Genomic DNA, 24731 nt, shown 5'->3' with positions numbered 1-24731 from the left:
GCGAGCCGGGCCGGAAACCTGTTTTTATGTGCGGCGGCGTCCCTACCCTAGCTATGCCCAAGATCAGCGTGGAAGTGCCCGCGGAGCTACTGGACGATCTGGACAAGCACGTCGGCGACGAGGGGAAGTTCGTCAACCGCAGCGAGGCGATCCGAGCGTCCGTTCGCAAGACGCTGGACATCTTAGACGAGATCGACGAGCGAGAGGGGCGACTGGACGACGAGTACTGATGACGTCGGAGCTAGAGAAGATGCTCGCCGGAGAGGCCTACGACCCCAGCGATCCCGAGCTGGTGGCCGGCCGAAACCGGGCCAGCGAACTGACGCGGGCGTACAACGAGACGCCGCCCGACGCCGGGAAGCGCCGCCAGGAACTGCTCGATGAGCTGTTCGGGACGGTCGGCGAGGCGACGGTCGAACCCCCCATCCGGTGTGACTACGGCTTCAACGTCCACGTCGACGACGGCTTCTACGCGAACTTCGACTGCGTCTTGCTGGACGTGTGTGAGATCACGTTCGGCGAGCACTGTCTGCTCGGACCCGCAGTCCACGTGTACACGGCGACGCACCCGCTCGACGCCGCGGAGCGCGCCGACGGACTGGAGATGGGAGAGCCCGTGACCGTCGGCGATCACGTCTGGATCGGCGGCCAGGCCGTCCTGACGCCGGGGGTAACTGTCGGGGACCGTGCGGTCGTGGCCGCCGGAGCCGTCGTCACCGACGACGTGCCGTCGGACGTGGTCGTGGCCGGCAATCCGGCGACGGTCGTCAAAGAACTGTGAGCCGGGCGGCGCGGGCTTCGAAGCGCTTTTGCCGGCCCCGGGGATACGGACGAGCATGTCCCTCGATCGGGAGACGGTCACGCAGATCGCGCTGTCGGCCGTCGCCGTCTTGCTGTTCATCGCCGGTACGGTCGTCGTGAGTACGAACTACGGAGCGAACGGCGACCTCACGCAGGAGGGTGGCATCGCACTCGTGGCAGCCATCGCGGCGTTCGTCGTCGTCATGCTTGCGGCCGGTCTCTTCCTGGAGCGCCGGGAGTTCTGAACGCCGATCGCCGTCGGCCGCGCCGTCAGGCCTCGCTTTCCTCGCCGTTCTCGCGCCAGTCTTCGATCTCCTCGTCGTCGGTCTCGTCGAGTCGGTGTTCGTAGTAGTTCAGCGGATGTGACTCGTTGATCTCGTCCTCGCAGATGTCGTCTTTCCCCTTGCAGTCGCCGTAGGACTGCATCGTCGCACACGAGGGCGTCGAGTACTCCGTGGGACTCGTGTCACCCCGGATGTGGTCGACCTGGTAGCGGGTGGCCTCCTCGCCGAACCCCGGATTGACCTGGAACAGTTCGACGATCTCGTCGGTCGTCATCCCGATCGAGGTCAGGAAGGCCGCCAGCGCGAACCGCGAGTGGTGCTCCAGGTGCTCGCCCTTCTGAACTGCGTCGAGGAGATGCTGCATGCAGGGCGGGAACAGGTCCGGAACGACCGTGTCGATCTCGCGGGTCAGATCCATCTCCGACAGCGTCGTCTGGATAGACTCGACTTCCGCGTCGAGTTCGTCCGCGATGGCGTCCGGCACGTCGAAGGGCAGGCCGTCGTCGATCCGGTGGCGAATCGCCTGCTTGAGCAGCGTGTGGAGTTCCTCCGTCGTCACCGGCACCTCGCCGTCGGTCAGCGCGCGGTTGACCAGTCGCCACTCGTCGCCCCACTGATCGGCCGCCAGTTCGAGGTACGTCCCCACGTCGATCCGGTAGCCGTCCGCGGTCTCGTGGACGGCGGCGGTGAGGTCGAACTCCGCGAGCAGGGCCTGCAGAGACAGCGACTCGGTGTCGCCGTAGCTGAACGACTCCCCGGCGGTGAACTCGCCGACGAACCGCTCGCGTGCGGCCTCGGCCTCGGCCTGTGCGTACTTGCGCGTACAGACCGGCGTGTCCACAAGCGAGACGAGCACCCGCGCGACCGGGTACGACAGCAGTTCCACGCGCGTGCGCCGGTGGGGGTCGCCGACGCTTCCGTCGGTGATCGCCCACTCGACGCGCTCGCGGGCGCGCTCGACGACGACCTCGTCGGTGGCGACGACCTCGCCCAGATCGACCGCCGCTTCCTCGACCGCGTCGCGGGCCGACTGCAAGAACGGATAGCGCGCGTGGAGCGGTTGCATCGCCCGACCCTATCACGCGGGGGCGAATAAATTCGGTGGTCACACCCCGCCACGCTACCAGTCCATCCCGCCGTTGACCCCGATCACCTGCCCGGTCATGTACCGCGACTCGGGGCTGGCGAGGAAGCGCACGACGGGGGCGATGTCCTCGATCGTGGCGAACCGATCCAGCGGGATCCGCTGGAGGATTCGCTCCTGGACGCGCTGGGGGACCTCGTCGAGCATGTCCGTCGCGACGAACCCCGGCGCGACGCAGTTGGCCGTCGAGCCGGTGGCTGCCATCTCCAGGGCCAGCGTCCGAGTGAACCCGAACAGGCCGGACTTTGCGGCCGCGTAGTTGGCCTGCCCGTAGTTGCCCTGCTGGCCGACGACCGAGGAGACGTTGATCAGGCGGCCGTCCTCGGCCTCGCGGATGTCGTCGTAGAAGCAGTGGCTGACGTTGAACACGCCCCCGAGGTTCACGTCGATGACGGCCTCCCAGTCCTCGCGGGTCATCTCCCCGAAGGTCCGGTCGACCGTGATCCCGGCGTTGTTGACGACCACGTCGACCGGGCCGACGGCGTCGTGGATCGTCGTCCGCATCCGTTCGACGGCGTCGTACGCCGACACGTCGCCCTGGACGGCCACCGCCTCGCCGCCAGCGGCCTCGATCTCGTCGACGACCGCCTCGGCGGCCTGTTCGGAGGAACGGTAGTTGACGACCACGGTCGCTCCGTGGGCCGCCACGTCCGTGGCGATCCCGCGTCCGATCCCGCGAGAGGAGCCGGTCACCAGACAGGTCTGTCCGTCGAGCATATCAGCCAGTTCACACCCAGTCGTGAAAAGCGGTCCGCCGGACCGTGCCGACGAAGGAAAGATGGTTTCGAGCGACGCGTCCGGCTACAGCTGGTCGAGCCAGTCCTGGACCCGAGACTCCGTCGTTTCGGCGATCTCGGCCAGCTCGGCCGCGTCGTGCGTTGCGAGGTCGTCGACGGTCTCGATGCCGGCCTCGCGCAGGCGGTCGGCGTAGGTCGGACCGATGCCGTCGACAGACGCCACGTCGGGAGCGTCCTCGCTCTCATCGGCCGCCGCCTCGTCGTCGCTCTCGGCGGCGTCGTCTGCCGGCGACTCCACGTCGATCGGGACGGCGTCCTCGCTCTCGTCGTCCGCCGCTTCGGCCTGTCGGTTGCGTTCCTTGTACCAGTCACACACGTCGGGCCAGAGGTTCTCGTGGGTGCTCGACGAGACCGAGAGACCGATGTGGCCCGTCGAGAACTCCATCGTGGTCACGTCGTCAGAGCCGACGACCTCGTTGAACGGCTTGGAGGCTTCCGGCGGGATGAGGTGGTCGTACTCGCCCATCAACTGAAGCATCGGCATGTCGATTTCGTCGAGGTCGACGTGTTCGCCGCCGATCTCCAGTCGGTCGTTGTAGAGGTCGTTGTCCTGGTAGATCTTCTCCAGGAACTCGACGTAGGCCTCGCCGGCCACGTCGACCCCGTCGGAGAGCCACTGCTCCATCCGTCCGAAGTTCCGGACGAACCCCTCGTTCTCGATGTTCTCGGCCAGGCGGATGTACTTCGAGACGTAGTTGTCGACGGGGTCCATCAGGGCAAAGCCCACGTCGAGCATCTCGGAGGGGACGTTGCCGAACGTCTCGGTCACGTCCTCGGGGTCGTAGTACTCGTCGGAGCCCCACTCTTCGAGGACGCCGCCGGTCTGGTCGAAGCAGAGTCCGGCGGCCATCAGCCCCAGCGCGTTGACCTTCTCGGGGTTCAGCGCCGTGTAGATGACCGACATCGTTCCGCCCATGCAGTACCCCAGGATATTGATGGCGTCCTGGCCCGAGCGCTCACAGACCTCGTCGACGCAGTTCTCGATGTAACGGTTGACGTAGTCGTCGAGCGTGAGGTGCTGGTCGAGCCGGGAGGGCTCGTTCCAGTCGATGAGGTACACGTCGTGGCCCGCCTCCAGCAGGCGGCGCACGACGGAGCGTTCCTTCTGGAGGTCGAGGATGTACGGGCGGTTGATCAGCGCGTAGATGATGAGGATCGGAATCTCTTCTTTGTCCTCCTCGGGAACGTCGATCCCGGCGGCCTCGGCGTCGTAGTGGAGCAGTTGGAGTTTGTTCTCCTCGTAGACCACGTCGCTTGGCGTCTCGCCGACCTCGACGGACTGCATCGTCTCGATGCGTTCGGGCGCGACGCTGGCCTGGTCGGTGGCCTCCGTCATCGCCTCCAGGGACTGGCGCTGCCAGTCGAGTGCTGCCGTGAAGGGATTTGCGGGCGTCATGGGTTATTCCTCGAGGTGGTCGAGGATCTGATCGAGTTTCTGTTCGACCTCGTGCTGGCGACGCTCCAGCTCGACGAGCCGTTCGCCGACTTCTTCGACGTCCTCACGCGTCGAGAAGCCCATCTGGGCGATCGAGTCCTGCCCGATGTCGTCGGCCTGCTGGCGCATCTCCATCATGGTCTCGACGAGCTGGCCGTTGGCGGCGGCGAAGGCGGAGGTACCCATCACGTGCTTGAACGCCTCGTTTGCCGACTGGAGCCAGATGTCGCGAAACTCCGTCGGGTCCACGTCTTCGCCCTGGGCGGCGTCGCCGGTGCGTTCGAGCATCTTCTCGGCGGCGTTCATCCACTCCTCGTAGGCCTGGTTGTACCCCTGGATGCCCTCGGTGACGTTTTCCTCCTCGGGGATCGAGTCTTCGACCGCGTCGGCCCACGACTCGACGAAGGCGGCCTGTGCCTTCATGTTCTGTTCGACCGACTCGGAGACGGCCTCGTTCATCTGTTCGACCATCTCCGTCCACTCGTCTTGCATCTGGTTCGTATCACTCATGGTAAGTTGTTAGTATTCAGAACGAAAAGGTGCGGCGATTTACGCCTCGACGGCGTCGGCGGCCTGTTCCTGGACTTCGCGGACCTGCTCTTGGACCTCTTCGACCTGGTCCTGGAGGTCTTCGAGCTGGTCGCCCCACTGCTCGACGGCCTCGACGGACTGGTCTTCGAGGTCCTCGTGGGCCTCGACGAGCAGGTCGATCTGCTCGTCGAGCGCCGCGACGACGTCGCCGGTCATCTCGTCGTAGGTCTCCGCGCCTTCGTGGAACTCCGCCTCGACGTTCTCGAAGACTTCGGCGTGGTTCTCCAGCAGGAACTCGTACTGCTCGTCGACGGTCGTTCGGATCTCCTCGACGGTAGGCGCGACGCCGGGAACCGTCGACTCGACGGTGTCGAGGTAGTTGTGGACGGCCGTCTGTGCGAGTTCGACGCCGCGTCGCTGTGCGGACTCCTGGCTGTCGAGGCTGCCGAGCATGGCCTCGTTCATGTTCTTCTGGAACTCGATGCTCTGTTTGAGCGCCTTCTGGCTCTGCTCGATCGTCGCGCGCTGCATCTCGAACGCCGTGGTGACTGGGGTTGTGTATTGGCTCATGGGTTACTCCGTGCGGTTCCGCTTGACCGGGAGAACGACTGTCTGGACGATGTCGCCTTCCTCGATGTCGAGGGCCTCTCGCTCGGCGTCGGGAATGGAGATGCGTCCGCCGCTCTGGACGCGGGTCTTGAACGTCGCCATCTGGCTCATCGCACCGAGCTGGTTCATGTCGAAACCGGGCATGCCGCTGCCGGCAGACATCATCTGCTGGAGCATCTCCTGCTGGGATTCGATAGCCTGCTCGCTCGCTTCCTGCATCCCCTTGAACATCGGGGGCCACATCGTGACATCGTTCTCGTCGGTCATCGGGTACTACACTCTATTCCTTTCAACGACATAAAGCTTCCGCTCATCACCAACAGATACCATCAGATGCCATCAGCTGGCAGCCGATCTGGCAGCGAGACGGAATTCGCGGGCGGAAATGCGCCGTTGTCGGGCGGTAGGAGGTGTCTGAACGACGAACAGCGGCTACCACCACCCTTTAATATCGGTGGAACCAATGCTTTTCCAGCAATGAGTTCTGAATCTCACGACAACCCGCTGCTGGACACGTGGACGGAAACGTCCTCACACATGTTCAACAGCGTGGTGGCGGCCAATCGGGCGGCGTTCGCGGCGTTCGGCGTCCGGCCGGACGACGACGGGGACGGCAAGCCACTCCCGGCAGAACGCATCGAGGCCGACGAGGACCTCCCCGAGTGGCACGTCGAACTGAGCGCCGACAACCCCGACCGGCTCGGAGTCGGTGATCGCGTCGAGTTCACGAAACGGATCTCCGACAACGACGTCAAGCAGTTCGCCGCCGCCAGCGGCGACACGAACCCCCTCCACCTCGACGACGACTTCGCCGAGCAGACCCGGTTCCGCGGCCGGATCGCGCACGGCACGCTCGTCGGCGGACTCATCAGCGCCGCCCTCGCGCGGCTGCCGGGGCTGACGATCTATCTCTCGCAGGATCTGGAGTTTCACAACCCGGTCCGCATCGACGACCGCCTGACGGCCGAAATCGAGATCGTCGAGGATCTGGGCGACGACCAGTACCGCCTGACGACCCGCGTCGTCGACGACGGCGACGTGGTCATCGACGGCGAGGCCGTCGTCCTCATCGACGAGATGCCCGACGAAAGCTAGAGTAGCAATTGAAAGTCAATGCACACCCGATCGCACGACAGCAGTGCGATCGGTGTGTCAATCGTTTCAATTGTTACTATTGAGAAACGCCGTTACCGCCCGATTGAACCGCTCGGGTCGTTCCCTGTGGGGCCAGTGCCCACACCCCTTCGCCGCCAGGAACTGCCCGTCTGGCAACAGCTCACTCGCTCGTTCCGACCACGACACCGGGAGCAGCGGGTCTTCCGAGCCGTGGACGAGCAGCGTCGGAACGTCGAGCTCCGAGAGCCGTGCCGTGTAGTCGGTACGGAGGCCGTCGGCCTGGAACTCGTGGCGCTGCCAGCTCCGGAGCGTCCGCATGGTCGCCGGTGAGATCGTCTCGTACACGTCGTCGACCAGTTCGTCCGGCAGCGTCGCCCCGGACATCGTCTGGAGACTGGTCCGGACCGCCGCGCGCGAGCCCATGCTCCCCCAGAGCAGGCTGTCCGCGAACGGGACCCGGAGGGCGAGACTGGCACCGGTCCGCCAGTAGGCGTCGGCACCGAGGCCGTAGCTGTCGACGAGCACCAGCCGCTCCGGGCGACCGCCGTCGAGCGCGTGGCCGAGCGCGACCGCACCGCCCATCGACACGCCGACGACGCTCGCGCCGGAGATGGCGAGTTCGTCGACGAACGCCGACAGTGTGTCTACGTAGTAGTCCGTCGTATACGTTCGGCGGGGTTTCTCGCTCTCGCCGTGGCCCGGGAAGTCGAGCGCGTAGACGGTGTACTCCTCGGCCAGTGCGGGGAGCGCGTACCGACCGGACACCGCCGCCGCGTCGAGGCCGATCCCGTGCAAGAAGAGCAGTGGCGGTCCGTCACCGGCGGTGAGATATCGGACGGTGACGTCGTCGCCGTCAACCGACAGCGTCGTAGCGTTCGACTCGATCGACTCGTTCATCGCCTCGAAGTCGGGGTCTGAGAGACATGAGCCTTCGGACTGCTGACAGGGCGACAGCGCCGGCCGTCGACCGCAAGCGGTGTCGGGCGAGGGCTGGCCGGGGACAGTCGTCTTTTTCAGGCGGCCGTGCGAGGCGTCGGTATGGTCGTCGGAGACGTAACGACAGGAACGGAACTGCTGGTCGTCGGCGGCGGGCCGGGCGGGTACGTGGCCGCCATCCGGGCCGCTCAGCTCGGCGTCGACACCACACTCGTCGAGCGAGACGCCTACGGTGGGACCTGCCTCAACCACGGCTGTATCCCCTCGAAGGCGCTGATCTCGGGGGCAGACGTGGCCCACCGGGCCGGCCAGGCCGAGGAGATGGGCGTCTACGCCGATCCCGCGGTCGACCTGGCCGGGATGGTCGAGTGGAAAGACGGCGTCGTCACCCGGCTGACGCGGGGCGTCGAGTCGCTGGCGAAGTCGGCCGGCGTCGAGCTGATCGAGGGCGAGGCGACCTTCACTGGCGAACACACCGCCCGGATCGCCCACGGCGGCGACGGGCAGGGGTCGGAGTCCGTCGAGTTCGAGTACGCGGTCGTCGCCACGGGGAGCCGCCCGATCCAGGTCCCCGGCTTCGAGTTCGACGCCGAGCCGATCCTCTCCTCGAAGGAGGCACTCGCACTGGAGTCGCTGCCCGAGCGGCTGCTGGTCGTCGGCGCGGGCTACATCGGTATGGAGCTGTCGACGGTGTTCCAGAAGCTCGGCAGCGAGGTGACCGTCGTCGAGATGCTGGACGAGGCGCTGCCGGGCTTCGAGGACGACATCGCCACGCTGGTCCGGGAACGGGCCGAGGAGATCGGCGTCGACTTCTACTTCGGCGAGGCGGCCGACAGCTGGGAGCAGGCGGGCGAGGAGATCGTCGTCCACACGGAAGACGAAGACGGCGATCTGACGCGGTTCGACGCCGAGAAGGCACTCGTCGCGGTCGGTCGCCAGTCGGTCACGGACGGGCTGGGACTGGACGAGCTGGGTATCGAACCCGACGAGGACGGGTTCCTGGCGACGGACGAGCAGGCCCGGACCGACGCCGAGCACGTCTTCGCCGTCGGCGACGTGGCCGGCGAGCCGATGCTGGCCCACAAGGCGATGGCCGAGGGCGAGGTCGCCGCGGAGGTCGCCGCGGGCGAGCCGGCCGCACTGGACCACCAGGCGGTCCCGGCCGCGGTCTTTACCGAACCGGAGATCGGGACCGTCGGCATGACCGAAGCGGAAGCCGCCGACGCCGGGTTCGACCCCGTCGTCGGCCAGATGCCGATGCGGGCGAACGGTCGCGCGCTGACGATCGACGAGAAAGAGGGGTTCGCCCGGATCGTTGCCGACGACGAGACCGGCTTCGTCCTGGGCGCACAGATCGTCGGCCCGGAGGCCTCCGAGTCCATCGCCGAGGTCGGCCTGGCAATCGAGATGGGCGCGACGCTCGAAGACATCGCCGGCACGATCCACACCCACCCGACGCTCTCGGAGGCCGTCCACGAGGCCGCGCTGGCGGCCCGCGGCGAAGCCATCCACACGCGGTGACGAAGCCACTTGAACTGGCCTGTACCCGTATTCTTTCGGCAACAACCGGCGAATATTGAAGGGAAAGCGTTAAGTCTGAGATTAAGAAAGGCATGCCTAACGAGACGAAAGATGTCACCGGAACAACAGCGCAGCGACGGAATCACCGACGCCGTCCTCTCGGATTCGGCCTACGAGCGGGTGCGCGTCCTGCGGGACTCGCTTTTCGCACAGCCGATCCCCTGGAAGTTGCGTGTCCAGGGACTCTTGCTCGCGGTGCTTGCCGCGACGGTGCCGCTCTACTGGCTCTATCCCGACAGCGTCGCCAGCTATCTGACGACGACCGACCCGATGACCGCGACGCCGAGGGTCGCGCTGCTCGGCGCGTTCGGCGGGACGATGGTGCTTTTCTCGGCCGTCTTGCTCGTCGGGGCGGCGCTGTACCGCGTCGAACACGCGCCCCTGACCGAACAGCAGGCCTACCAGGTCCTCACCGTCGAGGACTTCGCCGGTGGAGTCAGCCTCGCGATGGGCGGGTTCGCGATCGCGATCACGACCGGCTCGATCGCCATGGGAGTGTTCGGCGGCGACGCCGTCGGGTCCTACGTGGCGACCATGGGACAGAATCCCCTCGCTGGCTCGGTGTACGGGCTGTCGCTTGGCTCCGTCGGCATCGGGGCGCTGTCTGCCAGCGCCGTCGTCCTCGTGGCACACTGGTACGTCGACCGTCGCTTCCGCCGACTGTAGCCACGCGACCACGATTCTTTTCACGTCGAGCGCTGTACCGGCTGGTATGAAGATGCTCACGCTGGGGCCGGCCGGAACCTACTCCCACCGGGCAGCCCGCTCGGTCGCCGACGACGACGAGATCGAGTTCCGAGAGTCGCCGACAGCCATCGTCCAAGCGGTCGCAGACGGCGAGGCGGATCGCGGCGTCGTCGCCGTCGAGAACAGCATCGAGGGATCGGTCACGGAGAGCCTCGACGCCTTCGCGGGCTACGAGGTCGCCGTCGTCAAGGAGATCATCACGCCGATCCGTCACGCGCTGCTGGCCCAGCGCGACGACTTCGAACTGGTCGCCAGCCACGCCCAGGCGCTGGCTCAGTGTCGGTCCTACCTGGACGCCAACTACCCCGACGCCGAACTGGAGGCCGTCGCCTCCACCGCTCGCGGCGTCGAGCGCGCCCGCGACGACCCGTCGGTCGCCGGTATCGGCCACCCGGACAACGGCGGCGAGGGCACCGACCTGCAGGTGCTTGCCGAAGACATCCAGGACCAGTCCTCGAACGCCACGCGCTTCGTGGTCGTCGCGCCGCTTGCCGAGCGGTCCGACGCCGGCTCGAAGTCCTCGCTGATCGTCTACCCCAACGTCGACTACCCCGGACTGTTGCTGGAGATGCTGGAACCGTTCGCCGACCGCAACATCAACCTCACTCGGGTGGAGTCTCGCCCCAGCGGCGAGCGACTGGGCGACTACGTCTTCCACGTCGACGTGGAGGCCGGCCTCTACGAGGAACGGACCCAGAAGGCACTGGCAGACATCGAAGCCATCGCCGAGAAGGGATGGGTGAAGCGGCTGGGTTCGTACGACTCCGAGACCGTCCTGAACTGATACTGCCGGCAGTACGAGACGGATCGCCGTCGCCGTTTGCCCGGTCGACCACGGCGTCCGGCCGACGCTGTGTGGACGGCCCGGGAGACGACGGAGCGAGTCTCCCCGTGGCGTGGGGTTGGTCTGGTGAAAGTCTACGACACTCTGTGAGGACGGCCGGCGACCGCTTTTATCCCGGCACCCGACCTACGGTGACACATGGACGACTCGAAACCGACAGACCCATTCGAAGAGCTGGAACGGGCCTTCGACCTCGTGAGCGAGCAGTTCGGCACCAAGCGTACGGGCGTCCCCGTCGACGTGCTCGATACGGGCGACGAGATCGTCGTCCGCGCCGACCTCCCGGGCCGGTCGAGCGACGCCATCGACGTGACTCTCGAAGACGACACGCTGCTGACGATCAGCGCGGCCGACGACGAGCCCGACCGGGACGGTCGCTACGTGAAGCGGGAACGACCCCGGCAGGCCGCCCGTCGGACGGTGCGCCTCCCGGAGGCCGTCGCTCCCGAGGCGACGACCGCCAGCTACGACGACGGCGTCTTGACCGTCGAGTTGGGCAAGCAGTCCACGGACGGCGGCACGTCGATCACGGTGGAGTGACGATGGTGCTCGACACGGGCTCGGACGCCCCGGCGATCAGCGCCCGGAACCAGCGGGGCGAGCGCGTCGAACCCGACTTCGGCGGTGCGACGGTGCTCTACTTCTATCCGCGAGACGATACCGACGGCTGTACGACTCAGGCTCGCCAGTTCGACGACCACTACGACACCTATCGCGACGCCGGCATTCCCGTCTACGGCGTCTCGACCGACGACGTGGACAGCCATCGCGCGTTCGCCGAGGACCACGACCTCGCGTTCGACCTGCTGGCCGATCCCGACGGCGAGATCGCCGACGCCTTCGACGTGCCCCTCGACGACGGGCGCGCGGTCCGGACGACGTTCGTCATCGCCGCGGGGCGCGTCGTCGGCCTCTACGAGGGCGTCCGACCGGACGGCCACGCTCGGGACGTGCTCCGGGATCTGGCCGAACTCGGCCTCGTCGATCCCGCCGAGTGACGCTCACCGCCCGCGCCAGAACAACACCGCACCGGCGGCCAGGACCAGCAACTCCATCGACGCTGGCGGGAGGCCGACGGGACTCGTCCGGACGGTGCTGCGAATCGTCATCGAGACGGTCCCGAGCCCCGACAGTGAGACCACGCGCCCGTCGACCGCGAACACCTGCGCGACGATGCGGTCACGCGAGACCGGCGGTTCGCCGGCCTGCTGGTCGGTGACGGGGTTCGCGTCGCCTTTCGTCACGAACCCCTCGTCGGTCCGGGCGACGATCCGGTGGGTGACCAGTCCGCCGGCCTCGATCTCCTGGGAGCGATAGACGATCACGTCGCCGGGCTCGGGATCGTCGGCGACGGCCGCCGGCACCGCGACGAACCCGTCACCGGTCGACAGCGCCGGGTCCATGCTCCCGCTGTTGACGTAGCTGATCGGGGCGATCTGTCCGAACACGCTCACGAGGACGAACGCGGCGAGCAAGAGCGCGACCGTCCGCCAGACCACCCGCGAGCCGGGGACCGGCGACTGGGACTCGGGAGGGCGCGCGGGACCGCGACCGTGGCTCGGATGTCGATCACTCACACCGTACACATGTGGTCGAAACTACATAATTGTTTGTGAGTGACTACCACAGACTGGCGGCGTGTCGTCGATAGAACCCGAGAGCATTATCAACGCAGGCGTCGAACGTCGAGACATGGCAGCAGAAACCGACGGCGGCTCTGGACTCCGGACGGTCACGCCACTGGCCGACGAGAGCGACGACAGTCAGATGAACGCGATCGGCTGGCTCATCTTCGCCGGCATGCTCGTGGTCATGCTCCCGGTGTTGCCGATCCTCGCACTGATCTGGCTGGTCGACAAGCTCACGAACTGAGGTCGGTCCCGACGAGTTCGAAGTCGGTCCCCGACCCCCCGTCGCTGGCGTTCTCGTAGGCGACGTGGGCACAGGCCACGTCCTGAATCGCCAGCCCGGTCGAGTCGAAGACGGTCACGCCGTCGATCCCGTCTCGGCCGGGTCGGTCGCCGACGACGAGATCTCCGAGTTCGGCGTGGATGTCGTCGTCGTCCAGTCGCCCCTCGCTCCAGGGGACGTTGATCTCGCCCGAGTGGGTACACTGCTCGTAGTCGTCGATCACGATGGTCGCGTCGAGCAACACCTCGTCGGCGATCTCGTGTTTCCCGGCGGCGTCGGCCCCCATCGCGTTGACGTGAGTCCGGTCGCCGACGGCGTGGATGATCGGCTCCGAGACGGGCGTCACCGTCGAGAGCACGTCGCAAGCGGCGGCCTCCTCGATCGTCCCGCCGCGCACGTCGAAGCGGTCCGCGAAGTGATCGACGAACGCCTGCACCGCCGCCTCGTCCTGATCGGCGACGACGACCGTCTGGATGTCACGGACCTCGGCGATGGCTTCGAGCTGGGTGTAGGCCTGCACGCCCGCACCGACAAGTCCCATCGACGAGGCGTCGGGGACCGCGAGGTGGTCGGTCGCGACCGCCGACGCCGCGCCGGTCCGCTTCTGGGTGAGGAGTGTCCCGTCCATCACGGCCAGCGGGAAGCCGTTGCGGGGATCGGAGTAGATCAGCGTCCCCAGTACTGTCGGGAGGTCGTACGAGTCGGGATTGTTCGGGTGGACGTTGACCCACTTGAGCGCCGCGGCGTCCCACTCGTCGGCGGCGACGTAGGCCGGCATGGACCGAAAGTCACCGTCGTACTGTGGGAGATCGACGTAGGACTTGGACGGCATGACGACGTCGCCGCGTGCGTACGCACCGAACGCGTCGGAAACGGCGGCGATCACGTCTGCGAGCGGTGTGTGTTCGTCGACGGTATCCGGACCGAGTAGTAAGGTCTGCATACGTGTGCCTGTGTCCCCCTCTCACTTAGTCACTGGGCGAATCTGGCGGTACGGAACGACTTACTATACGCTCGCCCGCCGGGAGTTTTCGTGAGGTTCGATAGCAATGTACAATGTCCTCATGCCGATCGACAGCGACGAGGGGCGTGCGATGGGGCAAGCCCGGGCTGTCAGCGAGTTGCCGGCCGCCCGCGACCAGATCACGGTGACGCTGTTGCACGTCTTCGACGACGAGAACGTCGCCGAGAACACGTCGCCGACGCAGATCACGGCCGGTCGCAACGTCCAGGAGTGGTTCCGCGACCGTGGGATCACCGTCGAGACGGCGAGCACCAGCGGCGACCCGTCGAGCGAAATCCTCGATGCGGCCAGTCGGATCGGGGCCGACCAGATCGTCCTCGGCGGTCGGAAGCGATCGCCGCTGGGCTCGCTGATCTTCGGGAGCGTCAGTCAGGCAGTCATGCTCGATGCCGCGATCCCGGTGACGATCACCGGCGGGCTCGACGAGCGAGCGCAACCGTCCCATCAGTGTCCGTCCTGTGGCGAAGAGTACTACGACGACCCCGGGACCGAGATCACGACGTGTCGCAGTTGTGGCGGTTCGAAGGTCGAAGCCGTCGACGCGTAGCCGGAATCGATCGGGCGCGCCGACGTCTCACCGCGGTGTGGCCGAGTGAGAGCGAACCGGGCGACGGCCGGCCCGACGCATCCGGGCCACGAGAAAGGAAAATAGTTATTCGCCGTCACACACACCCCGGTATGGTCCCCCTCCAATCGCTGTCCGCACAGATCACCGACTGGCTCGGCCTGATCGCCACGCTGTTGGCACCGGGCGTCGTCGCGACCGTTCTCTGGACGCCCTTTCTCGTCGCAAAGCGCGTTCGCTCGCTGTTCTGGACGCTCCCGCCCACGGAGTCGCTGCTCCCGTCGTACGTCCTCGCCGGCCTCTGTGGGTCGCTGCCGTTCGTCGGCGGACTCCTCGCCGTGTTCGCGAGCGGTGCGTCGAACGACCCCCAGACGGGTGCACAGTTGAGCAACAGTCTGATCGACGTCGCGATCGTCGGAACGGTCGGCTACGCCGTTGGCCTCCCGGTCGTCGCCGCGCTCGGGCTCCCACGAGCGGGCCTGGACTGGGACCCCACCGGCTACGCGGCGTCGACGTGGCTGTTGCTGGCGGTTGGCGGCGTCTGGTACGCGCTGGTGTTCGCCGTTCCGCTCGTGTTGCTCGGCGTCGTCTTCGCACTCCCCACCTGACAGAAAAGAGCGCCACTGTCGAGCGGGAGTCCGACGGTCCGACCGTCGGCGACGTTTGGTCGCTTCATCCCCGTCTTGCTCCCGGATGTCTCGCCACGGGCCGAGGGTCGGTTCGCCTTTCGACACCGGTCACTCCGGTTCGGCCAGCCCCCACTCGATGTTGCTCCACAGTCGTTCCCAGACGTAGTACAGCACCGTCTTCGCGACCGCCGCCGAGAGCCCGATCTTCGCCGAGGCTCCGAACTCGCCGGTAAAGAGGAAGGCGACCGCGAAGACCACGCTCGTGGCGAACAGGCGATAAGAGGCAGCCTTCACGATCGATCGACGGTGGGTCTCCACGGTGTCACACCTCCCAGATCACGGAGCGTGATCGCAACCGGTCCGTCGCCGACAGTAGGCACTGAAAACGAATCACGGGAAAACCGTTTGGACCGCCGACACTAAAGTCTAATTAAATGTAATTAGAGGGGTGCCATCCAGACGATCGACACTTCGCCGTCTCGATTGCCTCGACACACCCACCCACTCCGTTTGGGCAGCTACACCGAAACCGGCCGGTCGGCGTACGCGTCGGAACCACGTTCGAAGATGGCCGCGACGTGGACGACGAGCATCGCCTCGGCGTCGGACGGTGTGGCCGGTCGGATCTCGTAGTCGGTAGTCATCGAATCGCTCTCACTCGACGTATCGTGCGGGAGCCGAGAGCCCGAACTCCGCGACCGTGGTCGCGTCGATTCCCTTCTTCGTGTAGATGTCGGGCTTGTAGTACAGCACCCCGTTCTCACCGTACTCCCTGCGGAGGTAGTCCCTGACGCGGTGAACGTCAGCACGGTCGAAGTAATTCGGCGTGTAGACAGTCAGGAGGTACTCGTCGTACATAGAGAGGTTCTCGAAGCCGAACGTCGTCATGGCCTTGACCGCCCAGACGATCCCGTCCTCGGCGTCGGCGACGAGCTTCGGAAACAGGTCTTCGATCCGCTCTGGCGACCCCGTGATCTGCCACTTGCCGGTGAGCAATTCCTGATCGAGTGCCTCGCGGTCGATCTCCCGAACAGTGTCGCTGTCTGCTGGCGGGAGGTCTTCGACGGTCGTCTCGTCAGCGCGGGCGATACTGTACTCCGAGAAGTAGGCGTCGCCAGCGACCGTCGGCGAGTCGCTCACGTCCCGGCTGCGGAGCCAGTACTGTTCCTCGGCCGTGATTTCGAGTGGCGATTGCATACAAAGATTGTCTTCAGAACGACTGTATAAATACATAGTCCTGCCGGGGTGAAAGTGAAAGTAAGCATACCGCGAGCATTCGCGCGAACGAGCGGTCCGAAGGACCCGCTCGTTCGAGCGATTCACCGAGCGCGAAGCGCTCGGCCTTTTTCATCGACGTTCGATAGAGCGGAGCTCTATCGCAGCCCATCAGAAGTCTTCGACTTCTGAGGACGTTTTTGCGCGAGTGGTGCGCCGAAGGCGCGTGCGAAGCGGAAAACGGTCGTTTTACATCATGCCGCCCATGCCACCGCCCATGCCGCCCATGCCGCCGCCCATTCCGCCGGGCGCGCCGCCGGGGCCGCCGGGTGCGTCGTCCTCGTCGTCGTCGCTGCCGCCACCCTTGAGGTCGCCGGCAGCGATCACGTCGTCGATGCGCAGGATCATCACGGCCGCCTCGGTGGCGGACTCGATGGCCTGGGTCTTGACGCGGAGGGGCTCGACGACGCCGTCCTCGGTCATGTCGACGACTTCGCCAGTGTAGGCGTCGAGACCGGACGTGGTCGCGCCGCCGTCGTGCTTGCTGCGCAGGTCGACCAGCGAGTCGATCGGGTCGAGACCGGCGTTCTCGGCGAGCGTGCGCGGGACGACGTCGATGGCGTCGGCGAAGGCCTCGACGGCCAGCTGCTCGCGGCCACCGACGGAGTCGGCGTGGTCACGCAGACCGAGTGCGAGCTGTGTCTCGGGGGCACCGCCGCCGGGCAGGACCTTGCCGTCCTCCAGCGTGGCGGCGACGACGCCGAGCGAGTCCTCGATGGCGCGCTCGACCTCGTCGGCGACGTGTTCGGTGCCACCGCGGAGGATCATCGTGACGGACTTGGCCTCGTCGACGTCCTCGACGAAGATGCGCTCGTCGCCGGCCACGTCCTTCTGTGCGACCGAGCCCGCGAAGCCGAGGTCGTCCTCGGTCACGTCGGCGATGTTCGAGACGATCCGAGCGCCGGTCGAGCGCGAGAGGGCCTTGATCGTGGACTTCTTCGCACGGCGGACGCCGAGGATGCCCTCCTGTGCGAGGTAGTGCTGGGCCATGTCGTCGATGCCCTTCTGGGCGACGACGACGTCGGCACCGGCCGCTTTGAGGTCGTCGACCATCTCCTTGAGCTGTTCCTCTTCCTGGTCGAGGAACTGCTGGAGCTGGTCCGGGTCGGTGACGTTGACTTCGGTGTCGAGTTCGGTCTCGGGGACCTCGATCGCGGTGTCGAGCAGCGCGATGTCGGCGTCCTCGACGGCGTAGGGCATGTTGTCGTGGACGCGCTCCTTGTCGATGATGACGCCCTCGACGAGCTCGGACTCGTCGGTGGAGCCACCGACGACGACCTCGAGCTGGATGTTGTCGGTGTCGACCTCGCCGTCGTCTGCGACGGACTGTGCGGCGCGAACGACGAGATCGGCGAGGACGTCCTTGGAGGACTCTGCGCCCTTGCCGGTCATCGCCGTCGCGGCGACCTTCTCGAGCATCTCGGTGTCCTCGGGGCCGACCTCGATGGCCTGCTCTTCGAGGATCTCCTTTGCCTTCTCGGCGGCCTGGCGGTACCCCTGTGCCAGGATGGAGGCGTGGATGTCCTGGTCGATGAGGTCCTCGGCTTCCGAGAGGAGTTCACCGGAGATGACGACCGCGGTCGTCGTGCCGTCGCCGACCTCGTCTTCCTGGGTCTGGGCGACTTCGACGATCATGTTGGCCGCGGGGTGCTCGATGTCCATCTCGTCGAGGATGGTGACACCGTCGTTGGTGACGACGACGCCGCCGGAGTCGTCGACGAGCATCTTGTCCATGCCCTTCGGGCCGAGTGTCGTCCGTACGGCCTCCGCGACGGCCTGTGCGGCCGTGATGTTCATCGACTGTGCGTCCTTTCCGGAGGTTCGCTGGGAGTCCTCTCCCAGCACGATCATGGGCTGACCCTGCATCTGGCGCTGACTCATACGTCCGATTGATTGAATGTGCTTCTATATAAAGATTGTGGACCCGGAAGCCAGACCGCCGGAGAGACAGCCCAGCCTGTATTTGACAAGGGTTGTCACGGTGGTTTTAAATACGATATCGCGAGCGGCCACGAGCGCGCCTCGTGGCGGCGCTGTGGCTGGGCACAGTCGAGACCGGTAGAAACGGCGCGGGAGTCAGCCGTGGAACTGGTGGTAGTTCAGTCCCTTCTGTTTCATCTCGTTGTGCTTGCGTTCGAGGAACGAGTAGACCGAGCCGTGTGGTGCGCCTTCGAGCAGCATCTCGGCGGCCTCACGGACGGCGTCGACCTGTTCCGGGCCACCGATGATCCCCAGCGTCGAGCCGTAGATCACGACAGACGCGCCGGTGAGTTCCTCCATGAGCTCCCGGGTCCGACCGCCCTCACCGATGAGGCGTCCCTTCTGTCGGGTGAAGTCGTTCTGGTTGCGGGAGGCGGCGTCGATGTCGACCACGTCGAACATCATCATCTCGTCGTCGAGCAGGGCGAGCGCGTCCTCCGGGTTGAAGCCGCGACCGATCGCCTTCACGATGTCGGGGCCTTTCAGTCCCGTGATCGGGTCGCCGACGGACTCGACTTCCACCGAGCCGGATTCGGAGTCGATATCGAGGCGAACTTCGGCTCGGTCCTCGATCTCGCGCATGGTCTCACCCCCTTCGCCGATGAGTGCGCCGATGCGGTCCTGCGGAATCTTCACGTGTTGCATAATATGTTGCGAGCTACTGTATCCGGACAGTTAAGCGTTCGTCTGTGGCCGTCAGCTACCCGTCGGCCGCCTCGTCGGCCCGCGTGACCGTGGCGAGCAGGTCCTCGGCGGTCACGTCCACGCCCTGTCGTGCGAAGAAGTTCGCGACGTTCTCACAGTCCCGTTCGAGGTAGTCCCGCGCGTTGCCGTGGTGGACCGTTACCGCCTGACCCAGATCGATGACGACGAGCTGACCCTCGTGGAACACGATGTTGTACTCGGAGAGGTCGCCGTGGACGAGCCCCGCGTCGTAGAGACGGCGCATGTACTCCCTGACGACCTCGAAGGCCGTCTCGGGGTTCTCGATGTGGACTTCGTTGAGCCGCTTGGCACGGCCGTCCTCGGTCGCGATGTACTCCATCACCAGTACGTTGCGCTGGACAGCGATCGGTTCGGGCACGCGGACGCCGGCCTTACGTGCCCGCTGGAGGTTCGCGAACTCCTTGCGGACCCACGCGGTGACGACCTTCTTCTTGTCCGAGCCGATCCCCTCGAAGCGCGGGTCGCCGTCGAGATACCCCCGCATGTCGCGGAAGTCCGAGGCGTTGATCCGGTAGATCTTGACCGCGACCTCCTCGTCCCGTGGTGCCCCGTCGCCGCCCGACTGTCCCGAGGCGCTGCGTGCCTCGCTGTCGCCGGCCAGTGCGGTGTAGACGTTCGCCTCCTTGCCCGTCGAGATGGGGCCGCCGAAGGCGTCGATGTGTCCGTCCTGGACCAGTTTGTACAGCGCGCCGTACGTGGCGTCGTCGAACACCGACGCCGTCACTTTGAACTGCTCGGTGTTCTTGATCCGCTTGCGAAACTCACTGAACTCGCGGTCGCGCGTCCGCGCGATCTCGTCTGCCTCGGTGTCAGAAACGTCGATCGACTCCCACTCGTCACCGACGCCGTCGGCCTCCTCGGTGTCGACGAGCCCGAAGTCGCCGTCGTCGCTCATCGGTCGCCCCCGAACGGTGGCGGCGTCATGTGTGCGTGGCCATCGTTACTCCTGGATGTGCCCCTCTTCTTTGAGCTGGTCGGCCTCCTGCTTGTCGTAGCGCCAGGTGATGTCGGCCTTCTCGTCTTGCCAGTCCCACGGTTCGACGAGGACAACGTCGTCTTCCCGGATCCAGATGCGCTTTTGCATCTTCCCGGGGATGCGCGCGGTGCGTTCGACGCCGTCCATACAGCGTACTTTCACGCGGTTGGCTCCGAGCATGTTCGTGACGATGGCGAACACCTCGTCGTCTTCGGGCATCCGGAGGTTCTTGCGGCCTTCGTTGTCGCTCATACGCCACCTTTTGATGGCGAACGGTTTAAGGCTTGTACGGTTTTGACCGAATCGACCGGTCCAGCGAGTGGCAACGCCCAAGTTCCCCTTGGGCCTACGACCGGGCGATGAGTACGACGCTGCCCGAGGACGCCGACGAGTGGGTCACCGAGTGGCACGGTGCGCTGGCCGACCGACCGGCCTTCGCCGAGGCGGCCGCCGACTTCGCCGCGACCTTCCGCTTCGAGATCACGCCGGACGAGGCGTACGACGGCGATCCGATCGTCGTCCGACTGGTCGTCGACGACGGAGCGTGTCCCGTCGCGGAACTCGCGACGGAGTTCGACTACGACTTCGCGCTTCGTGGCCCCTACGAGGCCTGGAAAGCAATGTTGCGGGGCGAACTCGACGCAGCCGAGGCCGTCATGGACGGCCCCTTCACCGTCGAGGGGAACACGATCGAGTTGCTCCAGCGCCAGGCGGCCGTCGCAGCGCTGGTCCAGGCGGCCCGAGACGTGGAGACGACCTTCGCGTACTGATACTGCCGGCTGTAAGTCCGTGAAGAATGTCGCGACCACGGGGTCGCGAATCTCTTGAAGCAGTTACAGTCGGCAGTGTGAACGTCGAGTCGGACCACAGCCCTTACCTCCCTCCCTCGCACCAGTCGGAGTATGCTCGACAAACTCGGCATCGCCGGGATCCTCGGCGTGGTCGTGATGCTCGGCGGGATCGCGCTGGTCGCGTGGGTGGCACCCATCGTCGCCGCCGGCATCGCCTTCGTCGTCGCCGGTCTCGGACTGATCGTCTACGGGATGGTCAAGAATCTCATGACTGCCTTCGGCCTCGGTGCGGGCGGGCTCCCCTAGCTCTCCGGTCGATCCGCGCGGTGTTCGCTGATGATCTGGTCGACCAGCTCGGCGTTTTGCTCCCGTTTCCGTGCTTCGGCACGCTCCTCCCAGTCCTCGATGGCGGCCTCGACCTCGTGTTCGCGAGCCACCGCGAGTTCGTCGACCTCCTGGACGGTCACCATCTCCGCGGGCGCGACGGGAACGTCGTGCTCGAAGAGGATCTCGTCGGCCACGTCCGAGAGCCCGCCGTTGCGCAGGACGATCCGCGGGTTCACCGCTGCCAGCCGCTGGGCGGTCGACCGGCCCGCGCCCGAGGCGTCCCGCAGCAAGATCACGTCGTCCTCGACGAGGCCGACGGCCTCGTCGGCGGTCGCGATCGCGTCGCTGGTGAACTGCTCGATCACTTTCACCGACACCAGCCCCTCCTGTTTCTCCGACACGTCCGCGAAGTTCGAGTGGTCGAGCTTCCACAGCCCCTTGAGCCGTTCGAGCTTCGATTCGAGGGCCTCGCGGTCCTCGCGTTCGGCTTCGAGTTCGCGTTCGAGGCGCTCGTTTTCCCGCTGGAGGCGCGTGACCTCGCGGTCCTTGCGCACCTCGCGACGTTCCTCGCTGCGGGCCTGTGAGAGTTCCCGCTCTTTCTCCGCGAGCTGGTCGTCTTTCTGCTGGATCGTCGCCTCCAGATCGTCGACGTGGCCTTCCAGGCGCTCGACGCGGGCCCGGAGCCGTTTGATCTCTTTCTCCTCCTCGGTGAGTTCGCGGGGCGTGTGTTCGGTCTGTTCGTCGCCGTCGCCGCCGTCGTCGGCCAGATCGTCGAGGACGCTCTCGACGGACTCGCCCCCGGCGACGACCCGCGCGGTCACCTCGCCCACGTCCTCGCGGGGCGGCACCTTCTCGGCGATGCGCTCGAACTGGTCGGCGTGGTCGTCGTAGGCCCCCAGCGCCGCCGCCATCGCGTCGCGCTCGTGGTCGTTGTCGTACCCCTCCTCGCGAGTGCGGTGTTGTTTCACGTCGATCGCGAGGTCGCTGTCGGGCGTCCACCCCGCGGCGCTGAACGAGCGACGCAGCTTTTCGACGGTCTCTGGCATCGGCGTCACGTCCGCCGCGACGACGATGGGCCGGCCCCGCTCGACGATCCACTCGGTGACGCCAGCGGCGTCGACGGTCCGCGAGGAGTACACGTCCAGGACCTCGCCGTCGAGTCCCACGACCGCGACGGCCGTCGTCGTCCCGGGATCGACGCCGACGACGACGTGGTCGCGCCGCTTGGCCAGTGGCCGGAACTCGATCCCGTCACGGCGCTCGCGTTCGATCTCGACGCGCACGTCGCCCGAGCGCATCCGCGAGACGGGGATGTCCTGGGGGCGGGCCGAGACGGTAAAGAGCGCCTGCGAGAAGCCGCCGTACTTCTCGGTGACCTCGCGCTCGTAGTCGAGGCCGGCGTCGTCCAGTTCCGACTCGACCGCGCGAGCGCGCTGCTTGACCGAGCCGTGGATCCGGCGAGTGTAGCGGTCCTCGGACCAGCCGCCACCGCCGCCCGTCGAGCGACCGCGGGCGACCTTCACCTCGGTCGTGTCGGTGAAAGCCGACACCTCTTGGCCGACGTTGGCCGCGGCGAGCCGTGCGGCCGCTTCCGCCTCTTTCATCGGCTCCTTCCCGTAGGGGACCCCGTGGCGAGACGCCACCCGAGAGAGGGGTTCGGGCTGCTCGGCACCGGTCACCTGAACGAGCGTGGTCTCGTCGGGGAGGGTCCCGAGGAAGTGGACGAGCGCGTCCTTGTCCTCGGCCAGTTCGTACATGTTGTCCGTCGCGACGATCGACGGCTCCACGTCGTCGATCAGCCGCCGGAGCTTGCGGAGACTCACCACGTCGCGCTCGATTGCCTCGCCGTCGAACACGACCAGCGCGTAGGAGGGTGCGTCCCCGCGCACGTCGCCACTCTGGATGTCGACACCGAAGACAACCGCGTCGAGCGCCCCGGTACGCGTGTTCACGGCCGTGGGTTAGTGATCTGTGACTATAATCCCCACGCCGGGAGCATCATCGGTCGCTGGCGGTCGCTGCCCACACGAGTACAGAGCGGGCAGTGGCTGTCAGTCGCTGTCAGTCGTCGGCCACGGCGGCCGTCGGCTCGTCGGTGAGGTCGGCCTCGCGCCAGGTGCCCCGCGAGAACCACGCCCACGCGAGGACCGCCGCGAGGAGGTTCGAAACGGCGAAGCCGAGCCAGATCCCCCGAGAGCCAAGCGAGTACGCGAAGGCGTCGGCCACCAGCGTCCCCGCGAGGATGTCGGTCGTGAAGGTGCCGAATCCGGGCACCGAAAGCGAGAGAGTCGAAACGTCGACGACGCGGGACGCGACCCACGACACCGGCAGGCGGATGAACCCGAGCATCAGGATCGCCAGCGCGGCGGCGGTGAGCGTCTTGCCCGAGCCACGGAAGCCCCCGGAGTAGGCCCTGACGACGCCGATGAAGCCGAAGGTCGGGGCGACCCAGCGGAGGAACTCCGCCCCGATGCGGACGACCTCCTGGTCGGGGCTGAACACGTTGACGATCGTCGGGGCGGTGAAGAAGACGACGACGCCGACCGCGGCGAGGATGAGGAAGGAGGCCTTCGCGGCGAAGTGGTTGGCGGTGTTTGCCCGTTCGGGCTTGTCTGCGCCGATGTTCTGGCCGGTCATCGTCTCGACGCCGCGGTCGACGGCGATGGCGGGCATGAAGATCAGCGAGAAGATCCGGGTACCGACGCCGAAGGCGGCGACGACCGGCGTCGAGAACGTGCCGACGACGATCAGCATCAGGTTGACCGAGATCGAGCGGCCGGTCCCCTCGACGGAGGCGGGCACGCCGATGCGCAACAGCTTGCGGACGTAGGCGGGGTCTGGGACCATCTCGCTGGGGGAGATCTTGACGCCGCGGGTCCCCGAGAGCATGATGGCGAGGCCGACGGCCATCGCCACCCCACGGGAGAAGATCGTCGCGATCGCCGCTCCCTGTACGCCAAGCTCCGGGAAGGCGATCGTACCGACCACCGGCGCGGACTCGACAAGCGTCCACCCGAAGATGAGGAACGGGTCCAACACGACGTTGAGCACGACCGTCCCGAACATCACGAGCATCGGCGTCACGGTGTCGCCAGCGCCCCGCATCAGCGAGATGAACACGAGGAAGCCAAAGAGGAAGGCCAGTCCCAGTGCCATCACCTGCAGGTACGCCGTCGCGCCGGGCAGCACCGACTCCGAGGCCCCGACGAACCGCAGGAAGTCCTCGATGAAGAAGTAGCCGGTGACGCCGAAGAAGACGGACGCCAGCACGGCGAAGGTCACCGTCTGGGAGGCCGCGTACTGGGCCTTCTCGGGTTCGTCCGCGCCCGTGTACTGGGCCACGAGGACGCTGCCGGCCACGGAGATCCCCATGGCCAGCGAGATGAGGAAAAAGACCATCGGGAAGGCAAAGGAGATCGCCGCCAGCGCCTCGGTGCTGTACTGGCCGAGCCAGAAGGTGTCGGCGAGGTTGTACGCGACCTGCAGGAGGTTCGTGATGATGATCGGCAAGGAGAGGAAAAAGAGCGGCGTCCCGATCGAGCCGCTGGTCAGCTCCAACTCTTCCGGGCCCCGAAAGACCACGGAGAAGGCACGCCGCAGTTCGTCGAGTAGCGTCACGTCCCGATCACTCCCCGTCTGGGCGACGATGGGGACTGCGAGGGAGGGACCGGGGGCTGGGCGGTAACTGTCATTACAGCTATT

32 protein-coding genes are annotated in these 24731 nt (G+C 66.4%); 14 read left to right on the top strand and 18 right to left on the bottom strand.

All coding sequences use genetic code 11. The features are described from left to right. Positions 1 to 53: 53 nt before the first annotated feature. From AC5FRZ_RS02090 to AC5FRZ_RS02080, 3 genes are read left to right on the top strand one after another with little or no spacing between them, the layout of a single operon-like run. Positions 54 to 230 (top strand): ribbon-helix-helix domain-containing protein, encoded by a 177-nt coding sequence (locus tag AC5FRZ_RS02090; RefSeq protein WP_015761970.1) that lies wholly within the window; start codon positions 54 to 56, stop codon positions 228 to 230. Further along, a complete protein-coding gene (locus AC5FRZ_RS02085) occupies positions 230 to 781 on the top strand; it encodes a maltose acetyltransferase domain-containing protein (protein ID WP_170093172.1) in 552 nt (183 codons plus the stop codon). Before AC5FRZ_RS02090 ends, AC5FRZ_RS02085 begins: the two co-directional genes overlap by 1 nt. Positions 782 to 836: 55 nt before the next feature. Next, positions 837 to 1046 carry a DUF7472 family protein gene (locus AC5FRZ_RS02080; protein ID WP_153552197.1) on the top strand — a complete coding sequence of 70 codons (210 nt, stop codon included), beginning with the start codon at positions 837 to 839 and terminating at the stop codon, positions 1044 to 1046. Positions 1047 to 1071: 25 nt separating this feature from the next. On the opposite strand, the gene priL is transcribed toward AC5FRZ_RS02080, so the two are convergent. The 6 genes from priL to AC5FRZ_RS02050 all read right to left on the bottom strand — a co-directional run bounded on the left by priL (position 1072) and on the right by AC5FRZ_RS02050 (position 5868). Further along, the gene (gene priL / locus AC5FRZ_RS02075; protein WP_493563734.1) at positions 1072 to 2151 is read right to left on the bottom strand and encodes a DNA primase regulatory subunit PriL; all 1080 of its coding nucleotides are present in this window, start codon (positions 2149 to 2151) and stop codon (positions 1072 to 1074) included. A gap of 54 nt (positions 2152 to 2205) precedes the next feature. Then, complete coding sequence (locus AC5FRZ_RS02070; RefSeq protein ID WP_208627608.1) at positions 2206 to 2946, bottom strand: beta-ketoacyl-ACP reductase; 741 nt, start codon at positions 2944 to 2946, stop codon at positions 2206 to 2208. Between the two features lie 84 nt (positions 2947 to 3030). Continuing rightward, positions 3031 to 4422 carry a class III poly(R)-hydroxyalkanoic acid synthase subunit PhaC gene (phaC, locus tag AC5FRZ_RS02065; protein ID WP_493563733.1) on the bottom strand — a complete coding sequence of 464 codons (1392 nt, stop codon included), beginning with the start codon at positions 4420 to 4422 and terminating at the stop codon, positions 3031 to 3033. 3 nt (positions 4423 to 4425) lie between these two features. Continuing rightward, on the bottom strand, positions 4426 to 4971 hold the full coding sequence (locus AC5FRZ_RS02060) for a poly(R)-hydroxyalkanoic acid synthase subunit PhaE (protein ID WP_170093168.1): 546 nt from the start codon (positions 4969 to 4971) through the stop codon (positions 4426 to 4428). 39 nt (positions 4972 to 5010) lie between these two features. Beyond that, entirely contained in the window at positions 5011 to 5562 is a 552-nt protein-coding gene (locus tag AC5FRZ_RS02055) for a hypothetical protein (RefSeq protein ID WP_015761964.1), read from the bottom strand. Positions 5563 to 5565: 3 nt separating this feature from the next. Next, on the bottom strand, positions 5566 to 5868 hold the full coding sequence (locus tag AC5FRZ_RS02050) for an AbrB/MazE/SpoVT family DNA-binding domain-containing protein (protein ID WP_153552203.1): 303 nt from the start codon (positions 5866 to 5868) through the stop codon (positions 5566 to 5568). Positions 5869 to 6138: 270 nt separating this feature from the next. Here AC5FRZ_RS02050 and AC5FRZ_RS02045 point away from each other — a divergent pair, with 270 nt between their 5' ends. After that, positions 6139 to 6696: a MaoC family dehydratase gene (locus AC5FRZ_RS02045; RefSeq protein WP_174259131.1), complete on the top strand. Its 558-nt coding sequence runs from the start codon at positions 6139 to 6141 to the stop codon at positions 6694 to 6696. Between the two features lie 66 nt (positions 6697 to 6762). On the opposite strand, the gene AC5FRZ_RS02040 is transcribed toward AC5FRZ_RS02045, so the two are convergent. Continuing rightward, the gene (locus AC5FRZ_RS02040) at positions 6763 to 7614 is read right to left on the bottom strand and encodes an alpha/beta fold hydrolase (RefSeq protein WP_493563732.1); all 852 of its coding nucleotides are present in this window, start codon (positions 7612 to 7614) and stop codon (positions 6763 to 6765) included. 141 nt (positions 7615 to 7755) lie between these two features. On the opposite strand from AC5FRZ_RS02040, the gene lpdA reads away from it, so the two are divergent. The 5 genes from lpdA to AC5FRZ_RS02015 all read left to right on the top strand — a co-directional run bounded on the left by lpdA (position 7756) and on the right by AC5FRZ_RS02015 (position 11823). After that, a complete protein-coding gene (gene lpdA, locus AC5FRZ_RS02035) occupies positions 7756 to 9174 on the top strand; it encodes a dihydrolipoyl dehydrogenase (protein ID WP_170093163.1) in 1419 nt (472 codons plus the stop codon). A 111-nt stretch (positions 9175 to 9285) separates the two neighbouring features. Beyond that, positions 9286 to 9900, top strand: a complete 615-nt coding sequence (locus AC5FRZ_RS02030) for a hypothetical protein (protein ID WP_493563731.1) — start codon at positions 9286 to 9288, stop codon at positions 9898 to 9900. 46 nt (positions 9901 to 9946) lie between these two features. Further along, a complete protein-coding gene (pheA, locus tag AC5FRZ_RS02025; RefSeq protein WP_170093161.1) occupies positions 9947 to 10765 on the top strand; it encodes a prephenate dehydratase in 819 nt (272 codons plus the stop codon). A 198-nt stretch (positions 10766 to 10963) separates the two neighbouring features. Next, on the top strand, positions 10964 to 11365 hold the full coding sequence (locus tag AC5FRZ_RS02020) for an Hsp20/alpha crystallin family protein (protein ID WP_170093160.1): 402 nt from the start codon (positions 10964 to 10966) through the stop codon (positions 11363 to 11365). 2 nt (positions 11366 to 11367) lie between these two features. Then, entirely contained in the window at positions 11368 to 11823 is a 456-nt protein-coding gene (locus AC5FRZ_RS02015; RefSeq protein ID WP_170093159.1) for a peroxiredoxin, read from the top strand. Positions 11824 to 11826: 3 nt separating this feature from the next. Here the strand turns inward: AC5FRZ_RS02015 and AC5FRZ_RS02010 are convergent, their stop codons facing one another. Further along, the gene (locus AC5FRZ_RS02010; protein WP_493563730.1) at positions 11827 to 12402 is read right to left on the bottom strand and encodes a signal peptidase I; all 576 of its coding nucleotides are present in this window, start codon (positions 12400 to 12402) and stop codon (positions 11827 to 11829) included. A 115-nt stretch (positions 12403 to 12517) separates the two neighbouring features. Here AC5FRZ_RS02010 and AC5FRZ_RS02005 point away from each other — a divergent pair, with 115 nt between their 5' ends. Then, positions 12518 to 12697: a DUF7535 family protein gene (locus tag AC5FRZ_RS02005; protein ID WP_170093158.1), complete on the top strand. Its 180-nt coding sequence runs from the start codon at positions 12518 to 12520 to the stop codon at positions 12695 to 12697. Here the strand turns inward: AC5FRZ_RS02005 and AC5FRZ_RS02000 are convergent. After that, positions 12687 to 13679 carry an ornithine cyclodeaminase family protein gene (locus tag AC5FRZ_RS02000; RefSeq protein WP_170093157.1) on the bottom strand — a complete coding sequence of 331 codons (993 nt, stop codon included), beginning with the start codon at positions 13677 to 13679 and terminating at the stop codon, positions 12687 to 12689. The genes AC5FRZ_RS02005 and AC5FRZ_RS02000 overlap by 11 nt on opposite strands. 106 nt (positions 13680 to 13785) lie before the next feature. On the opposite strand from AC5FRZ_RS02000, the gene AC5FRZ_RS01995 reads away from it, so the two are divergent. Together AC5FRZ_RS01995 and AC5FRZ_RS01990 are read left to right on the top strand one after the other, a co-directional pair. After that, positions 13786 to 14307 (top strand): universal stress protein, encoded by a 522-nt coding sequence (locus tag AC5FRZ_RS01995; protein WP_493563729.1) that lies wholly within the window; start codon positions 13786 to 13788, stop codon positions 14305 to 14307. Positions 14308 to 14438: 131 nt separating this feature from the next. Further along, a complete protein-coding gene (locus tag AC5FRZ_RS01990; protein WP_493563728.1) occupies positions 14439 to 14933 on the top strand; it encodes a DUF8162 family protein in 495 nt (164 codons plus the stop codon). Between the two features lie 129 nt (positions 14934 to 15062). On the opposite strand, the gene AC5FRZ_RS01985 is transcribed toward AC5FRZ_RS01990, so the two are convergent. The 7 genes from AC5FRZ_RS01985 to eif1A form a co-directional block, all read right to left on the bottom strand. Next, positions 15063 to 15272, bottom strand: coding sequence for a DUF2061 domain-containing protein (locus tag AC5FRZ_RS01985; RefSeq protein WP_170093154.1), 210 nt, complete (start codon positions 15270 to 15272; stop codon positions 15063 to 15065). Positions 15273 to 15472: 200 nt separating this feature from the next. Beyond that, positions 15473 to 15598: a hypothetical protein gene (locus AC5FRZ_RS01980; protein WP_277347266.1), complete on the bottom strand. Its 126-nt coding sequence runs from the start codon at positions 15596 to 15598 to the stop codon at positions 15473 to 15475. 10 nt (positions 15599 to 15608) lie between these two features. Beyond that, entirely contained in the window at positions 15609 to 16151 is a 543-nt protein-coding gene (locus tag AC5FRZ_RS01975) for a putative phosphothreonine lyase domain-containing protein (RefSeq protein WP_493563727.1), read from the bottom strand. Between the two features lie 267 nt (positions 16152 to 16418). After that, positions 16419 to 18095, bottom strand: a complete 1677-nt coding sequence (gene thsA, locus AC5FRZ_RS01970) for a thermosome subunit alpha (protein WP_170095316.1) — start codon at positions 18093 to 18095, stop codon at positions 16419 to 16421. A 210-nt stretch (positions 18096 to 18305) separates the two neighbouring features. Further along, on the bottom strand, positions 18306 to 18854 hold the full coding sequence (locus AC5FRZ_RS01965; protein ID WP_153554778.1) for a KH domain-containing protein: 549 nt from the start codon (positions 18852 to 18854) through the stop codon (positions 18306 to 18308). Positions 18855 to 18909: 55 nt separating this feature from the next. Continuing rightward, on the bottom strand, positions 18910 to 19830 hold the full coding sequence (gene rio1 / locus AC5FRZ_RS01960) for a serine/threonine-protein kinase Rio1 (RefSeq protein ID WP_153554779.1): 921 nt from the start codon (positions 19828 to 19830) through the stop codon (positions 18910 to 18912). Between the two features lie 45 nt (positions 19831 to 19875). Beyond that, the gene (eif1A, locus tag AC5FRZ_RS01955) at positions 19876 to 20163 is read right to left on the bottom strand and encodes a translation initiation factor eIF-1A (protein WP_015761681.1); all 288 of its coding nucleotides are present in this window, start codon (positions 20161 to 20163) and stop codon (positions 19876 to 19878) included. 107 nt (positions 20164 to 20270) lie between these two features. On the opposite strand from eif1A, the gene AC5FRZ_RS01950 reads away from it, so the two are divergent. Together AC5FRZ_RS01950 and AC5FRZ_RS01945 are read left to right on the top strand one after the other, a co-directional pair. Beyond that, a complete protein-coding gene (locus AC5FRZ_RS01950) occupies positions 20271 to 20681 on the top strand; it encodes an SCP2 sterol-binding domain-containing protein (protein ID WP_153554780.1) in 411 nt (136 codons plus the stop codon). Positions 20682 to 20813: 132 nt separating this feature from the next. Continuing rightward, positions 20814 to 21008 carry a DUF7470 family protein gene (locus tag AC5FRZ_RS01945; RefSeq protein ID WP_153554781.1) on the top strand — a complete coding sequence of 65 codons (195 nt, stop codon included), beginning with the start codon at positions 20814 to 20816 and terminating at the stop codon, positions 21006 to 21008. Here AC5FRZ_RS01945 and AC5FRZ_RS01940 read toward each other — a convergent pair. Both AC5FRZ_RS01940 and AC5FRZ_RS01935 read right to left on the bottom strand, forming a co-directional pair. Then, entirely contained in the window at positions 21005 to 22981 is a 1977-nt protein-coding gene (locus AC5FRZ_RS01940) for a DUF460 domain-containing protein (RefSeq protein ID WP_372479847.1), read from the bottom strand. The genes AC5FRZ_RS01945 and AC5FRZ_RS01940 overlap by 4 nt on opposite strands. A gap of 109 nt (positions 22982 to 23090) precedes the next feature. Beyond that, positions 23091 to 24647: an MATE family efflux transporter gene (locus AC5FRZ_RS01935; protein ID WP_493563726.1), complete on the bottom strand. Its 1557-nt coding sequence runs from the start codon at positions 24645 to 24647 to the stop codon at positions 23091 to 23093. Positions 24648 to 24731: the final 84 nt, after the last annotated feature.

The sequence above is a fragment of the Halomicrobium sp. HArcht1-1 genome, assembly GCF_058933285.1.
This window is presented reverse-complemented; position numbering and strand designations above follow the sequence as displayed.